The organism is Legionella busanensis (assembly GCF_900461525.1).
GTDB classification, from domain to species: domain Bacteria; phylum Pseudomonadota; class Gammaproteobacteria; order Legionellales; family Legionellaceae; genus Legionella_C; species Legionella_C busanensis.
Genome location: NZ_UGOD01000001.1, coordinates 2,674,627 through 2,690,364, shown reverse-complemented (window position 1 = coordinate 2,690,364; position 15,738 = coordinate 2,674,627). Strand labels below are relative to the sequence as shown.

The following is a 15,738-nucleotide window of genomic DNA, read 5'->3' as shown; positions in this document are numbered from 1 at the left end:
ATTATATGAATAATACCATTGGGCTACACTTCGTTTAACCCAACTTACCGCACAAGTAGCCTGGGTGCAGGCCATAAGGCCGAAACCCGGGTTTCACTTCGTTACACCCAGGCTACTGCTGAGCCATACTTATGCCAACCTACGATATTTGTATGTATGCAACACCCTTGACCCGACCGACGTCCTGCGGCTTGTCCACAGGATCCAACAAATGATTAAGATGCTACACGTTTTATGACATAATATTAAGAAATCATCTTGCAAAGTTGATTATAATCAACAAACTAAAATAGGCTGTTTGGCAATGAGTCTTATCACTTTAAATCAAGTTTCATTAAATGTTGCTGGTAATAAATTACTAGACGCTGTAGATTGGCAAATTCAACCCAAAGAACGTATTGCCTTAGTAGGTCGCAATGGGGCTGGTAAATCGTCTTTATTAAAATTATTACAAGGTGAGCTTACCCCTGATTCAGGACAACTACATCGTTTAAGCGGCATTAAGGTTGCAGGCTTAACTCAAGAAGTACCACATGCAGATGAAGAAACCGTTTATCATTTTTTAGTTAAGAGCTTAGGGGCAATAGGTGAGTTATTAGATAAATTTAGACGCCTTTCTGCCGCTAATGACCCTGCCAAATTAGCAGCCTGCCAATTAGAGATGGACCGTCTCCATGCTTGGGATACTTTGCCCCGCGTGGACATGATGGCAACTCGACTTAGTCTCGCTCCTAATGCGCGTATGAGTGACTTATCAGGCGGTATGAAACGCCGTGCCCTTCTAGCCGCCGCTTTAATTGCAGCACCTGATTTATTACTTTTAGATGAGCCAACCAACCATTTAGATATTAATTCTATTGAATGGCTAGAATCCTACCTTAAAACCTATACAGGTAGTCTCTTAGTTGTAACTCACGATAGAGAATTTTTAAGTCAAGTTGCCAATCAAATTGTTGAAATTGACCGGGGCAAGCTCTATACACATCAGTGTGATTATGAAACTTACTTAAACAGGCGTGAAGCAATGCGCATTACCGAAGCACGTCATAATGAATTGTTTGATAAACGCTTGCAAGAAGAAGAAGCTTGGATTAGAACCGGTATTAAAGCACGTCGTACTCGCAATGAAGGACGAGTACGGGCTTTAAAAGCAATGCGTGAAGAGCATCAAGCGCGCCGCGAGCAATGGGGTAAAGTTAAATCAATGACCCTCGAAGTTGCCCGCTCAGGCACACTTGTTATTGAAGCAGAACATGTCAATTATGCTATTGAAGATAACTCCCTAATTAACGATTTTTCACTCTTGTTAACCCGCGGTGACAAATTAGGTATTTTAGGTCCTAATGGCTGCGGTAAAACAACCTTGGTTCGCTTATTATTAGGCGAGCTGACACCTCAGTCAGGCAACATTCGTCGTGGTACTAATTTAGAAGTTGCCTATTTTGATCAGCTGCGAGCGCAATTAGACGAAAATGAGACAGTCATGGCTAATGTAAGTGATGGGTCTGATTATGTCACTATTAATGGTAAACAAAAGCATGTAGCTACTTATCTGCGGGAGTTTTTATTTCCCTCTGAACGCTTTAATCAAGCAGTTCATACACTCTCAGGCGGTGAACGAAACCGATTGCTCCTCGCTAAACTTTTTGCTAAACCTGTTAATCTACTTGTTTTAGACGAGCCCACCAATGACTTAGATATTGAAACGCTAGAATTGTTAGAGCAACTTCTTATTGAATATAAAGGGACATTAATCTTAATAAGTCATGATAGAGAATTTATTAATCAAGTTGTAACCAGTGTATTAGTTTATGAAGGCGAGGGGCAATTTAATGAATATGTAGGTGGTTATGAGGATTATCGCCGTGTGCAGAAAAAAACCCAACGGCCACAACAGGCTGCTACGACTAAACCAGAAGTAAAAGAAACACTTAAAACTAAAAAACTAAGCTTTAATGAGCAGCGGGAATTAGCGCAATTACCACAACAAATTGAAAAATTAGAAGCAAAAATTGCTGCTTTACAAGAACAAATGGCATCACCTAATTTTTATCAGCAAGACACTCAAACCATAACCCAGCATAGTCAGCAACTAAAAACGGATGAAGATTTATTAAAACAATTTTATGAACGTTGGGAAAGCTTAGAGAGCCGAGGATAGCGATATGGATTTATTAGTAGTCACGGTTATTATCCTTGGGTCTGCTATCTTGGTATTTTTCTCAGCTGAATTTGGCAACATAATAAAAAAGATCATGGCCATTCCCGGCGTTAAGCTTTTTTTACCTTTAACCTTGGTATCTTGGTTTATTATTAGCTCGGAAGCTTGGATATTATGGGGTTTACTATTTGTAAAAATAGGCTTACATACCGCCGTATCATGGCTAGCCAAAATAATGCCTTTTCCAGGATGGAAAGAACGCCTAGCCACATTTTTTATTATTTATTTGATTACCTTAATTCCTCTCAGTCTCATCTATTGGCGTAAAAAAAAGAGACCTTTTTTTTATAATTCCAGTTACTGGATTATTACCGCACTAATTTGGTGTTTTTTATTAATTACTTTAACTGTGGGATTTTATTAAAAAAGCTCGCAAATTGAACAATTTAAACTATAGTTATAGAATGAATTAAGCAAATTGATAAGCCATAAGTAATAATAGCTTATTGCTAGCTTAGGATTTTTTTAAATAATAAAATATCATTAAGTATGGTGTAATTATATCCATATTAAATTAGTTAATAAAACAATAGCTTAATTTTATTAACTTAAAATTAATGCCACGAAATAGCAGGATGCCCAATAAGCCACGCTCTTACCGTTAAGGACAACTTAAGGTTTTAGGTTTAAAATATATATAATATAGTAGGTGGAGTGTTACCCATGCCTGTAAATGTTAAAGTTGTCGGTATTTTAAAGAGTAGAGAGTTTTTAAATAATCCAGGCAGTCAAGCTGCTTTAGATGATTTATTAAAAAGAAATTTTGGTAATTATACAGATATCAGGAAGAGTTTTGAGGATAATGTAGCTTTCTGGCAGCCAATTTTCGGTGCAGACGCGGTAACAGGTGGTGATACATTTTTTAATGATAATGGGCAACCTGCTAGAAATAATATATTAAAACAAGCTGCAGCATCTCGAGCTATTTTGGCAGTTCGTTCTTTAGGTAACGATCCTAACCCAATAGCAGCATTAGAAGATATTGTTAAAGCTTCCACGCCAGACGATGTTAGGTTAAAATTTAAGAAGCCTAGTGGTACGTTATGTAATAAAGGTGGCGACGGTTTAGCTCTTACTATCGATGCTAATACTAACAATGAAGATATACTTACTAATGCTGCTACAAAAGAGATTCAAGTAGAAGCGCAATATCAATTACTTGAAAAAAGAATTGCAAATGCTATTCAGGCTAATCCTGCTAATCTTAAGACAAAGTTAAAATATTTACTAGACAGTATTGACAACAATAATGCGCCTAATTTCGGGCGGGGATTACAGGATTTAGTTAGTCCCCCTCCTATAGACCCGAGCCTATTAACTCTCATGAACCCTTCTGGTTTAGGTAAACTTATTAAAAACCAAATTGCCATAGAATATTTCAAAAGAGACATTAAAAGTATATATGATGTTTATGATCGGAGTGGAACTAGCGTAAGTGATGCTTTAAAATTAACAACTTCGAGTGAATTCAATGATACGTTACCAGATATATGCCAGTTACAGGATCCAACGGACAAAGAAATTAATGAATTTAGAGCTATTTTAGGTGAGAATTACTTAGAAAGAGATTTCATCCCTAGTCAAAATTTAAGTTTATTGCAGAATATTATTAATGCAAAGGATATCCCCAATCTTAGATCAGCTATCACAAATGGCCTAAATAATGAACCCTATGTAGTTCAGGCCGTTAGCACACCAGACCATCTAAATAAGTATCGCGAGTTAGCAGCGCGTCAAATACTTATTCGTCGTGTTAAGGAAATTAACGATGAAACAATTTTGGATGAATTAGTTAAGTGCGAAGATTTAGCTAGTTTAAAACGTACCCTAGAAAAGTACCCCAATCTCAAGTTAGACAATGAGATTCGCGATGCTTTTACTATTGATACGGTCAAGTCGATTAGAGCTGCAGCACATGTTCAATCATCGTTAAGGAAAAATGATTTCAACGCCTTATCAACTGCGGCTAAAAAGTCAGGCAGCTATGCTGGCACCTTTGCTAGCGTGTTTGGTATAAAGGGATTAACTTTTAATGAAACCAAGAATTTACTTGAACCTTATTTTAGTAATCCCCAAATAATATTAGCAACTCAAGAAGAGGCTTTGCTTAAAGCCGCGCAAGTTAAATTCTTTGATCCAAATACGCCAACGGCGACATTAAATAATATAGTTACTTTGCCGCATCATAGTAATACAAAAAATGAAGTTTTGACTGTATTAGGAATTAATGCTCGTGATTTGCCACCGAGTTTAAGTGCTAAACTTGATAAACAGACTCATGTTACTAATAATAAATCTGACAGATTACTGTATAAATTACACGCCTATGCAGTAATAGCTCAAGAAATTAAAACGCTTGTGGCGCTTAATTTAAGCGATCCTACGAATACGTATAGAAACTATACAAATTATATCGATAAGATTACTGCAATAAACGATAGCCATTCTGTCAATCCCAAAATAAAAGCGCTTTCTCCTTTAAGAAAAAATGAAATTACCTCTTACATGGTCGAAACTTTAGTAAAGAAGAATCCAGCTCATAAAGCACAAGAAATAAGAAAGCTTCTCACAGCAAAAACTGTAGAAGAATTTAAAACGGCGCTAACTACTCTTGGTATTCCTGATACTTGTCATAGTTGGGTTAATGAAAAAACTATGCAAGGAATACAAGAAGCTAGTATACAAGATGCAATTACCCGCAAGTTACAAGATTTAACCGGCGTTGAGCAGGCAGCTTACCCTGCTTTAATGAAAATCATCAATGGTCACACTGGTCCTCCACCGGTTTCTGGTTTGGATCACAAGCAAAAGCAAATAGTATTGCAAGAAGGTTTCCTCGAACGTTTAGTAGCAAGTAGAGACCCTGATGAAATTAAAGCAATGCTACATTGTAAAAAATCAGAGGCAGATGACATTGTTGCGCAATTTAATCGCATTGATTTAATTAAAAAAATTAATAATGCTGCGCTTGCTAACCAACTGTTGAGTACTTCAACGCCGCCCCTTGTTCAAGAACATATTGATGAAATTAATGAGTTTATTGCAAGTAATAATAAATTTAACGATCCCGGCCAATATGGAAATCACGTAGACATTTTAGTTGGTGATACTAGACTTACTCGTCCAACATTTGGTGCCCGCTTAAGTAGTAATGAAGCAACACAGCTTAGATTAGCACTGCAAAATTCAGATCTAGCCACTTTAACTACAAATATTGGAAATCAATATACTCGTAATAGTACTTTTTTAGACGACTTTAGTACTAAAGATGGCCTTGTTGGTTTTCCCAATGCTTCAGCACAAGATAAGAGCATAAGAGCAGGTAGAAAGGAAGTTAAAAAATTCTTAAAAACAATAGAGAAAGGTGATAATCTTAAGGACAATCAAATAAGGAGCATTTTCGCTGCATTTAAAGATGCTACGAGTAGAAGTGATTTATTTACTCGAATTGATACATTGGTAGCCAATGTACCTAACTTACACGCTACAACAGCTGCATCCTTGAAAAGAGAACTCACTTCAAGCCGATATAATGAATTAAAAAGTAACTTTAACAAAGCTGTATTGTTTCATAACGTTCAAAACCCAGGTCTACTTAATTTACAATATAAAACTCTAGCTAAAGATTTAAAGCCAATTACAGCTGGAACAGAAGCAATAAAAGATGAATTAGATCGGTTAAGTAAATTTACAGATATTAATTGGTTAGATCCAGTTTTTCAAGCGACAGCTGCTCAAAAAGCGCATGTTTTATTACCTAAATATGAAGCACTAGCAAAAGCCTGTGACACAGTTATTCCAACATTACAATATGAACTAAAAAGAATCGAGGCAGAACTTAAAAGCTTGCCTACTTTAGATGAATTAGAAGCTGCATTTCCTGCAAGGGGTAGAACTAGCGAGCAGAAAAAACATATTAAGGAAGTGGAGAATTATCGTAAAGAGTTAGAAGCTTTAGAAAGTCAACTTAGAACCGATCTAAAAAGATACCAAAAAGTACAACGCGTCTTAAACGGTGATCCTGATAGTACCGATAAAAACGGAAATGTACAAAGAGGTTTATTAAAAACGTTAAAAGATGCCAAAGAAGGAAAAGGAAGAGTACGTTTTAACAATTATAGTAGTACTATAGAAGATTTCTCAGCAGATCAAGTAAAGACACGTCTTGGTCAAGCATGGGGTAATAAAAGAGACATAAGTGAGAAGGAAGAAATAGGATACATACACAAGCCTCATGAGGTTGCTCCTGGCGGTAACGGGACGAGCTTATCTTCTACTGCCAGTAGTGACCGAAGAGCTTATGACCGAGTGGCTGATCTAGAACCAGGTATGGCTCGGGAAGTGACGATTAATGATGGAAATAGGTACCAACAAGGATCATTTATCGAAGTACGCGAGAAAGGTGATATGGCGCCTAAAACGGATAAGGATGGCCATGTTAATGAAGTTGAGGCGCGCGCTACTATTCATATAAGAAAATTCCCTGAAAAGCAAACTAGCCCAACAACAGGTGAAGAAACACCTGAATCACAACAAGCACGTATGAATTTCGCTTTTGCAGTAGCAAGCCACATTTTAGCAACGCGAGACGGTCCACCTACGCCTGAGGATCCTTTAGTGTTAAGAGAGGGAATGGGTCCTGAAGCTGAAGAGGAGGCCAAGTACATATGGACTGCTTTAATGATGCTTGGTGAAGCTTATCCCTATAATGAGGATGATGATCCGGTATATTTTGATGAAAAATCCATTATAGTAGAGTCTGCCCGCTTTAACCCTAAAAAAGAGCTAGGCCGAATCTATGGTTTTTCAAAAGATTCAATTGCTGAAACAGTGTTTAAGAAACATGGGGAACATTTAAAGAGTCTTCTCGGTGGTGTGAAAACTTATTTAACAGAGAAACATGAAAAAAGTGTAAATGATCAGGAAAAAGGGGCAAAGGATATTAAAAAAATTGACGCAAAATTACACGATAATAAAAAAGATTCAGCTTTTGATAGACTTAAGACTCGATATACCGCATGGAGACATGGCGATACCCTTAGGGGAGCGGTAGATAAAGCAGAGGAAAAATTAAAATCATCTACAGACCCTGATTTGCAACCAGTACGTAGCGTATCACCAAGTCGATGATAACGTAAATTAAGGACAATACGTGAACAATAACAATAAACCAATAGGCGTTTTTGATTCCGGTATGGGTGGTTTAACCGTGCTTAGGGCACTTAAACAAAAACTACCCAATGAATCTTTTATTTATTTAGGTGATACAGCGCGTCTTCCTTATGGCACCAAAAGCCCTGATACTGTTCAACAATACGCGCTACAAATGGCGCGTATTTTAGTTGAGCGTGAAATTAAAGCGCTTGTGATTGCCTGTAATACAGCAACCACGGCGGCATTATCCCATTTACAACACTTACTTCCAGAAATACCGGTAATTGGGGTAGTTAAACCTGGTGCTACCGCAGTAGTTACTGCAACTAAAAATCAAGCGGTAGCGGTATTTGCTACAGAAACGACCATTGCTTCTAATGCTTATCAACGTTTAATTAGCGAGCACCTACCCAATGCAACTATAAGTGCACGCGCTTGTAGTGTTTTAGTTGCTCTAGCAGAAGAGGGAATGATTGCAAACGCTGTAGCGCGGGAAGCATTACGTCATTATCTGTCTGAGTTTCAAGAAGAAGATACCTTGTTATTAGGTTGTACCCATTTTCCCGTCTTTAAACCCTTACTAGCTACTATGCTACCTGAAAAAGTAAATATTGTAGATTCTGCTGATGCAACGGCAGACGCGGTGCATCAGGAATTAGAAAAAGCACAATTGTTTAATTTATTAAAAGATAATACTGATAAAATTCAGTATTTAGTGACAGACTCAGTTGGCCGCTTTCAAAGGGTAGGGGAAATTTTCTTAGGTGAGCCCTTAGCTACTGAGCAAATTGAACTTGTGGATGTTTATACCTACGCCAGTGTATAAAGTAGGTTGTTGAGGCCTGGCCGACCTACTTTAAGTTTCTGTATGGGTAATAATTTTCTTATTACGCGCAGATTGATGGCGTTCTCGCATTTCCACATCAATGTAGCGATCGGTCGTCGCACTCGTACTGTGCCCTGCATCATCTCGTACATGTTCGCGTGGGCGAAATTTGACATCTTCTGAAATACCCGTATGCCTTAACCAGTGAACGGTGGCTGCATTAAGATTATCTGCTTCCTCTATGTGGCCTTTTTGCCGTAACGTATCAGCGGCTAAATCAAAACAACGTTGAACAAGCCTTCTAATAGGTGCTGTATCACTCATAGGCCCGGAACCACGCAATTTAGGTAAAAGAAGAGAGGTATCACCAGGAGAAGGTAAGGGGGTTAACCCTAAGAATAAACGCCAACGCGTTAAACTAGTCAGCATATCATCACTAACGGCTACTTGGCGCTCTTTATTACCTTTACCAACTGTTGTAAACCACCAGGCACCACTACTGTCTTTAGAAAAATTATTCATGGTAGGTGTCCAACGCTCATGCGCCACTAATTCAGAAATACGTAAATACATGCCAAATAACATACTTAGAATAAAGCGTGTCCGCTCATGCATCATGGGATCATGTTCAGCTAAAGTTTCAGCAGCCTGTAAAACGGCCTCCCACTGCAAAATACTTAAACGGCGCACCGGCGGGCTCATTTGCCGTTTGCGAATAAATTTACTTTTTTGCCGAATTAAGGCAACAGGGTTGGTAAAAAGGTATTCTTCAGCAATTAAAAAATTAAAATAAGTACTTAAAATGGCAAAAATTTCCTGGATTGCCCCTTGTGATAGATTAAATTGCTCAAGGGTTGGGGTATTGCCTTGTTTACGGGATGATTTACTAATGGTCACTACAAAAGGGCGCCATTGTTCATTAGGAATGCGCAGTCCCTCTTTTTCAATATAACGCGGTACTTTCTTTAGGCTAATCCATTGCTCAGGAGGGTTTTGACAAAAGCGAATAAATTGCTCAATTTCATCCCGTCTCAATTCACTTAAAGTGGTTTTCTTAATAAGCCAACACCACTGTAAAAGCCTTTCTACTTCACGCCGATAGCTATTAAAGGTCCCTAAGCTACCGGAGTAACTTTTCAAAAAATCTAACGTACGTAAAAAATCATCCTGAAATTTCTTATCAGGCAAAACAGCATTCTGCTGATTTTTATGTAAATGATTGAGATTATCAAATAAAGGTAGCAACTGGGTTTTCATTATTATTTATTATTAATTTGATGTAGCTATTTTAAGTCATTAATACTGTAAACTAAACGTTTTGTCGATACTAGGAAACGCTTGATAATCAGATTTTCTATTTGGTAACGACCCTGAAGTTATTATATGCCTCGTTTGAGTTCCTGCATAAATCTTTACAATCACCTCTATCTACTCCCTCTGCCACGCAAGGAATTTGAGTAATTATGATGATGGACTTCGCGGGAGAGGGAAATATCACGAATAATTTTAGATGATCTGCTTTGGGAACATTTAGAAAATTATAACCTACACATTCTTGTCATCCCCGCGCAGGCGGGATCCATTCCATCAATTAGCACGGTAGTACCTTGTAAGATGGATTCCCGCCTACGAGGGAAAGACAGGTTTTCTGCTGCTCCTTATTTCTTGTCACCCCACGTAAGCAGGGATCCAATCAATTAGCACGGCCATACCTTGCAAGATGGATTCCCACCTACGCTGGAAAGACAGGTTTTCTGCTACTCCTTATTTCTTGTCATCCCCGCGCAGGCGGGATCCATTCCATCAATTAGCACGGCCATACCTTGCAAAATGGATTCCTGCCTACGCGGGAAAGACAGGTTTTCTGCTGCTCCTTATTTCTTGTCACCCCGCGTAAGCAGGGATCCATTCCATCAATTAGCATGACCGTACCTTGCAAGATGGATTCCCGCCTACGCGGGAAAGACAGGTTTTCTGCTGCTCCTTATTTCTTGTCATCCCCACGTAAGCGGGGATCCATTCCATCAATTAGCATGACCGTACCTTGCAAGATGGATTCCCGCCTACACGAGAAAGACAGGTTTTCTGCTGCTCCTTATTTCTTGTCACCCCGCGTAAGCAGGGATCCAATCAATTAGCACGGCCGTACCTTGCAAGATGGATTCCCGCCTACGCGGGAAAGATAGGTTTTCTGCTACTCCTTATTTCTTGTCATCCCCGCGTAAGCAGGGATCCAATCAATTAGCACGGCCGTACCTTGCAAGATGGATTCCCGCCTACGCGGGAAAGACAGGTTTTCTGCTGCTCCTTATTTCTTGTCACCCCGCGAAAGCAGGGATCCAATCAATTAGCACGGTCGTAACTTGCAAGATGGATTCCCGCCTACGCGGGAAAGACAGGTTTTTTGCTACTCCTTATTTCTTGTCATCCCCGCGCAGGCGGGATCCATTCCATCAATTAGCACGGCCATACCTTGCAAGATGGATTCCCACCTACGCGGAAAAGACAGGTTTTCTGCTACTCCTTATTTCTTGTCATCCCCGCGCAGGCGGGATCCATTCCATCAATTAGTATGGCCGTACCTTGCAAGATGGATTCCCGCCTACGCGGGAAAGACAGGTTTTCTGCTACTCCTTATTTCTTGTCATCCCCGCGCAGGCGGGGATCATCCATTCAATCAATTAGCACGGTAGTACCTTGTAAGATGAATTCCCGCCTATGTGAGAAAGACACGTTAGATAGATTTTAATTATATTTTTTAGTACATCATCAATATTTTTCTGAGCGTCTAACCCCTTTATTAAAAATTAATTTTCAGAAGTTATTGACCTGCATGAGCGCACCGAGTATTATTTGCGCTCTGTCCTAGGACGGGTCGTCGGGGTGTAGCGCAGTCTGGTAGCGCGCCTGGTTTGGGACCAGGATGTCGGGGGTTCGAATCCCTCCACCCCGACCAATATTTGCGCCCGTAGCTCATTTGGATAGAGCATCGGCCTTCTAAGCCGAGGGTAGCAGGTTCGAGTCCTGCCGGGCGTGCCAGCCTTTGTGCAGTACTCTTTTAGATTAGATTAAACTATTTAAGTTATAGTTATGGTGGGCGTAGCTCAGTTGGTAGAGCCCCGGGTTGTGATCCCGGTTGTCGTGGGTTCGAGTCCCATCGTTCACCCCATGCTTCAAATTATCAATCGATGCTTTGCATTTTGCTTAAGCCTTTACAAAGCTACTATACTGTTTGATAATTCCACCCTGCTTGCGAAAGTGGCGGAACTGGTAGACGCGCTGGATTTAGGTTCCAGTGGGGTAACCCGTGAGAGTTCGAGTCTCTCCTTTCGCACCATTCATGACAATTTCCAAGAGGTGACTAGATGCAAGTTTCTGTTGAGACCTTGAAAGGTTTGGAACGTAAGGTAACAGTTTCGGTACCTACCGAAAAAGTCGAAGAAGAAGTTAAGCTTCGCCTTCGCTCATTAGCCCGCAAAGTTAAAATAGCTGGCTTTCGGCCTGGTAAAGTCCCTATGAATATTGTACAAAGTCGCTATTCTGAGAGTGTCCGAGAAGAAGTTGCCAAAGAAATGGTTCAATCAACTTTATATGAAGCACTCAAAGATAAAGAATTAGTGCCTGCTGGGGCCCCCTTTGTTGAGCCTGAGCAATTAGAATCAGGCAAAGATTTTCGTTACAGTGCGACATTTGAAGTCCTTCCTGTGATTGAAATTAAAGAATTAGATAAACCTGAAATTGAACTAGTTCGTGCAGAAGTTAAAGATGCAGACGTTCAAGACATGTTAGAAAAATTACGTGAACAAAATAAAGAGTGGCAAGAAGTTACAAGAGCTGCCAAAGAAGGTGATAAAGTTATTATTGACTTTGAAGGTTTCTTAGATGGTCAGCCATTTGAAGGTGGTAGTGCCGAGTATTATGAATTGGTTCTCGGTTCTAACGCAATGATACCAGGTTTTGAAGAGCAAATTGTTGGTGGTAAACCTAATAAACCTTTTGATATCAAAGTTAACTTTCCTGACAGTTATGGCCATAAGGACTTAGCTGGTAAAGAAGCAACCTTTAAAATTACCATCAAAAGTGTCATGGAAGGGAAATTACCTGAGTTAAATGATGAATTTGCTGAAAAATTCAATGTTAAAGAGGGTGGTCTCGAAGCGCTCAAAAAAGACATTAAAGAAAATATGACCCGTGAGCTTGAGCGCCGAGTCAGTGCGACAAATCGTGAGCGTATTTTTGATAAATTGTTAGAAGCAAATGAATTCGATTTACCAAAATCGTTAATTGATCAAGAAATTGAGCACTTAAAGCATGATATGTATCATCGCGTTTTTGGACATGAACATTCTGATGATGAAAAAATTCCTGACTTCCCAAGAAATCTTTTCGAAAAACAAGCTGCTCGCCGAGTACATCTTGGTCTATTATTATCTGAATATATCAAGCAACATAAATTAACAGCAAGCAAAGAGCGTGTTGATGCTATGATTGATAAATTAGCAAAAGCTTATGAAAAGCCTGAAGAATTACGCAGCTGGTATTACAGTAAAAAAGAAAACTTAGCGGAAATCGAAGCTTTAGTTACTGAAGAAATGGTTGCTGAAAAAATTAGTGAACATGCTAAAGTTGTAGAAAAAGAGCAAAGTTACGATGAAATAATGAACCCTAAAGCTAAGCAAGAAGAAGAGCCGGTTAAACAAGAAGAGACTGAGGGCGAATAACTATGGATCATTTTAATACACCAATTAAAAATGCCAGTGGCCTTGTGCCAATGGTTATTGAACAAACTTCGCGCGGTGAACGTTCTTATGATATTTATTCTCGCCTGCTTAAAGAAAGAATTATATTTCTTTTAGGTGAAGTAGAAGATCATATGGCGAACTTAGTTGTTGCTCAATTATTATTCTTAGAATCTGAAAACCCAGAAAAGGATATATTCTTATATATTAATTCACCAGGGGGGGTCGTTACAGCAGGGCTTGCTATCTATGACACGATGCAATTTATCAAGCCTGATGTAAGTACTTTATGTATAGGCCAGGCTGCAAGTGCTGCTGCATTATTGCTTTGTGCAGGGGCAGAGGGCAAGCGTTTTTGCCTTCCTAACTCACGTGTTATGATTCACCAACCTCTAGGTGGTTATCGCGGTCAAGCAACGGATATTGAAATCCATGCACGAGAAACACTCGCTATTAGAGAACGATTAAACAGTATTATGGCTAAGCATTGCAAAAAGACGCCTGATCAAATTATGCGTGATACTGAACGGGATAACTTTATGAATGCTAATCAAGCAGAAGAATATGGTTTGATTGATAAAGTTCTTTACGATCGTGAAAATTTAGCCTAATTGGTTTAATTATTGCTATAATGTTAAAATATAGCGTTTTTCTATAAGTTTCAAACCTGTGACTGAGGCTTAGCAGGAGACGCTATAATATTATTTGCCAGAGCACATTTAACTTTTTTTTACCAAACCTTAACGTTTCGAGCTCTAAAAGTAAAAGACTTAGGTTTAAAAGAAGTTTATAATGGTCCCTGGCTTAATTTTTTGTCTAAATTTATAATACAAAGTGCTGTATCTCTATTTAGTGAAAGGTTGGATTTGAGTGCGAAGACGGGTGGTAGAAAATGAAAGTGCTAATGCGCCAAATACAGCCGTTCGATGGTAAAGGATGATTACTTATAAATTCATCAGCCTATCCGTTAAGCCATAATTAAAGTAAACTATTATCAACAGCGTTTAACTGAATAATTCAAAAACTTACATTTAAGATTTAATTGCAATAAACCATTTTGATAGTTTAGCTATAAGCAACACATCGAAATTAGTGTTATGCTAAAGCTAGGAGTAGTTGTATTAAATATTAAAACTTAGAAACAAGAAAATAATAAATGAATGAAGTAAGTAAAAGTGATAATAATTATTTAACTAATTACAATCAGTTTTTACTATACTTCAGTGAATGTAAATTAAGTAGAATATTAACTATTAAACAAGCTACTTATTTAAAAGTTATACTTAGCAAGAAAGATTAAATTTATTTTTTACAATGCTTGCTTTTGTAGCAGTAAGAAAGGGGTTAATAAATGAGTAAAACAGGCAGAGGCGATGGTGACAAAGTCTTGTATTGTTCGTTCTGTGGTAAGAGTCAGCATGAAGTAAAAAAACTGATTGCTGGACCTTCTGTGTTTGTTTGTGACGAATGCGTTGAGCTTTGTAATGACATTATTCGCGAAGAAAATCAAGAAACAACAGAAAATACTCAAACTCGTTTACCTACGCCTCGAGAAATAGCAAGTTTTCTCGATGAGTATGTAATTGGTCAACCTCATGCTAAAAAAGTACTATCTGTTGCGGTTTATAATCACTATAAACGCTTACAGCATAAAACAGAAGATGGTGTTGAATTAGGAAAAAGTAATATTTTACTTATTGGGCCAACAGGTAGCGGTAAAACATTACTTGCACAAACATTGGCACGTTTGTTAAACGTTCCTTTTACCATGGCTGATGCAACAACCTTAACAGAAGCCGGTTACGTGGGTGAAGATGTAGAAAATATTATTCAAAAATTATTACAAAAATGTGATTATGACGTAGACCGTGCGCAACAAGGTATTGTTTATATTGATGAAATAGACAAAATTTCTCGTAAATCAGACAATCCATCTATCACGCGAGATGTTTCGGGGGAAGGTGTTCAGCAAGCGTTATTAAAATTAATCGAAGGCACTGTTGCCTCTGTTCCTCCGCAAGGTGGAAGAAAGCATCCTCAACAAGAATTTTTACAGGTTGATACCTCTAATATATTATTTATTTGTGGCGGGGCATTTGCGGGCCTGGAAAAAGTTATCCGAGAGCGCAGTGACAAGTCAGGTATAGGTTTTGCTGCACAACTTAAGAATCAAAAAGACACCAAAGAAAATGAAAGAGTCTTAGAGATGTTAGAGTCAGATGATTTAGTTAAATATGGCTTAATTCCTGAGTTTGTTGGCCGATTACCCGTTGTCACAACATTAAAAGAACTTGATGAAGAAGCTTTAATCGATATCCTAATGCGGCCCAAAAATGCTCTTACTAAGCAATTTCATGCCTTATTTAAAATGGAAGGTGTTGAACTTGAATTTCGTGAAGAAGCGCTACGACAAATTGCCCAAAAGGCCCTCAAAAGAAAGATGGGTGCACGAGGTTTGCGTGCCATACTTGAAAATATTCTTTTAGACACCATGTATGATCTACCCTCTCTAGAAGGTATTAAGAAAGTGGTAATAGATGACAATGTAATTACTAATTCTGGAAAGCCTTTGTTGATTTTTGATGGTGATGAAACAAAGCAATCTGCAGCTGGTGGTGAATAGCATATAAAAGGGGAGGTAATTTAAACCTTACCTCCTCTATTTACTATCCAGGTTTTCCAAATTAATCCAATTTTAAGTTGTAATTAGAAGTGTCAGCATTCTAGGTGGGCATCTAATATTTATACGTCCTACTTTGTGGTGATATGGCATGACCTACTAAAAGCTTTAGGTAGAC

At 38.6% G+C, this 15,738-nt stretch carries 8 protein-coding genes and 4 tRNA genes; 11 read left to right on the top strand and 1 reads right to left on the bottom strand.

The features are described from left to right. Nucleotides 1-304: 304 nt before the first annotated feature. The 4 genes from DYH30_RS11900 (at nt 305) to murI (ending at nt 8,201) form a co-directional block, all read left to right on the top strand. Nucleotides 305-2,161 (top strand): ATP-binding cassette domain-containing protein, encoded by a 1,857-nt coding sequence (locus tag DYH30_RS11900; RefSeq protein ID WP_115331861.1) that lies wholly within the window; start codon nt 305-307, stop codon nt 2,159-2,161. A gap of 4 nt (nt 2,162-2,165) precedes the next feature. Beyond that, the gene (locus DYH30_RS11895; RefSeq protein ID WP_115331860.1) at nt 2,166-2,585 is read left to right on the top strand and encodes a hypothetical protein; all 420 of its coding nucleotides are present in this window, start codon (nt 2,166-2,168) and stop codon (nt 2,583-2,585) included. A gap of 299 nt (nt 2,586-2,884) precedes the next feature. After that, the gene (locus DYH30_RS11890; RefSeq protein WP_115331859.1) at nt 2,885-7,351 is read left to right on the top strand and encodes a hypothetical protein; all 4,467 of its coding nucleotides are present in this window, start codon (nt 2,885-2,887) and stop codon (nt 7,349-7,351) included. Nucleotides 7,352-7,415: 64 nt separating this feature from the next. Beyond that, entirely contained in the window at nt 7,416-8,201 is a 786-nt protein-coding gene (murI, locus tag DYH30_RS11885) for a glutamate racemase (protein WP_242604736.1), read from the top strand. A gap of 30 nt (nt 8,202-8,231) precedes the next feature. Here murI and DYH30_RS11880 read toward each other — a convergent pair whose 3' ends face one another. Further along, nucleotides 8,232-9,464 (bottom strand): tyrosine-type recombinase/integrase, encoded by a 1,233-nt coding sequence (locus DYH30_RS11880; RefSeq protein WP_115331857.1) that lies wholly within the window; start codon nt 9,462-9,464, stop codon nt 8,232-8,234. Between the two features lie 1,616 nt (nt 9,465-11,080). Here DYH30_RS11880 and DYH30_RS11875 point away from each other — a divergent pair. From DYH30_RS11875 to clpX, 7 genes are all read left to right on the top strand, one after another. Next, a tRNA-Pro gene (locus DYH30_RS11875) sits at nt 11,081-11,157 on the top strand. Between the two features lie 6 nt (nt 11,158-11,163). Beyond that, nucleotides 11,164-11,240, top strand: a tRNA-Arg gene (locus DYH30_RS11870). Between the two features lie 54 nt (nt 11,241-11,294). Beyond that, nucleotides 11,295-11,370: transfer RNA gene (locus DYH30_RS11865), tRNA-His, on the top strand. Between the two features lie 83 nt (nt 11,371-11,453). Next, nucleotides 11,454-11,538, top strand: a tRNA-Leu gene (locus DYH30_RS11860). A 28-nt stretch (nt 11,539-11,566) separates the two neighbouring features. Next, nucleotides 11,567-12,922 carry a trigger factor gene (tig, locus tag DYH30_RS11855; RefSeq protein ID WP_115331856.1) on the top strand — a complete coding sequence of 452 codons (1,356 nt, stop codon included), beginning with the start codon at nt 11,567-11,569 and terminating at the stop codon, nt 12,920-12,922. 2 nt (nt 12,923-12,924) lie between these two features. Next, on the top strand, nt 12,925-13,551 hold the full coding sequence (clpP, locus tag DYH30_RS11850) for an ATP-dependent Clp endopeptidase proteolytic subunit ClpP (RefSeq protein ID WP_115331855.1): 627 nt from the start codon (nt 12,925-12,927) through the stop codon (nt 13,549-13,551). Nucleotides 13,552-14,291: 740 nt separating this feature from the next. Next, nucleotides 14,292-15,563, top strand: a complete 1,272-nt coding sequence (gene clpX / locus DYH30_RS11845) for an ATP-dependent Clp protease ATP-binding subunit ClpX (RefSeq protein ID WP_115331854.1) — start codon at nt 14,292-14,294, stop codon at nt 15,561-15,563. Nucleotides 15,564-15,738: the final 175 nt, after the last annotated feature.

Bases quoted from the DNA above. Each gene is read 5' to 3' on its own strand.
- DYH30_RS11900 (WP_115331861.1), top strand. From the start codon at position 305: ATGAGTCTTATCACTTTAAATCAAGTTTCATTAAATGTTGCTGGTAAT.
- DYH30_RS11895 (WP_115331860.1), top strand. From the start codon at position 2,166: ATGGATTTATTAGTAGTCACGGTTATTATCCTTGGGTCTGCTATCTTG.
- DYH30_RS11890 (WP_115331859.1), top strand. From the start codon at position 2,885: ATGCCTGTAAATGTTAAAGTTGTCGGTATTTTAAAGAGTAGAGAGTTT.
- murI (WP_242604736.1), top strand. From the start codon at position 7,416: ATGGGTGGTTTAACCGTGCTTAGGGCACTTAAACAAAAACTACCCAAT.
- tig (WP_115331856.1), top strand. From the start codon at position 11,567: ATGCAAGTTTCTGTTGAGACCTTGAAAGGTTTGGAACGTAAGGTAACA.
- clpP (WP_115331855.1), top strand. From the start codon at position 12,925: ATGGATCATTTTAATACACCAATTAAAAATGCCAGTGGCCTTGTGCCA.
- clpX (WP_115331854.1), top strand. From the start codon at position 14,292: ATGAGTAAAACAGGCAGAGGCGATGGTGACAAAGTCTTGTATTGTTCG.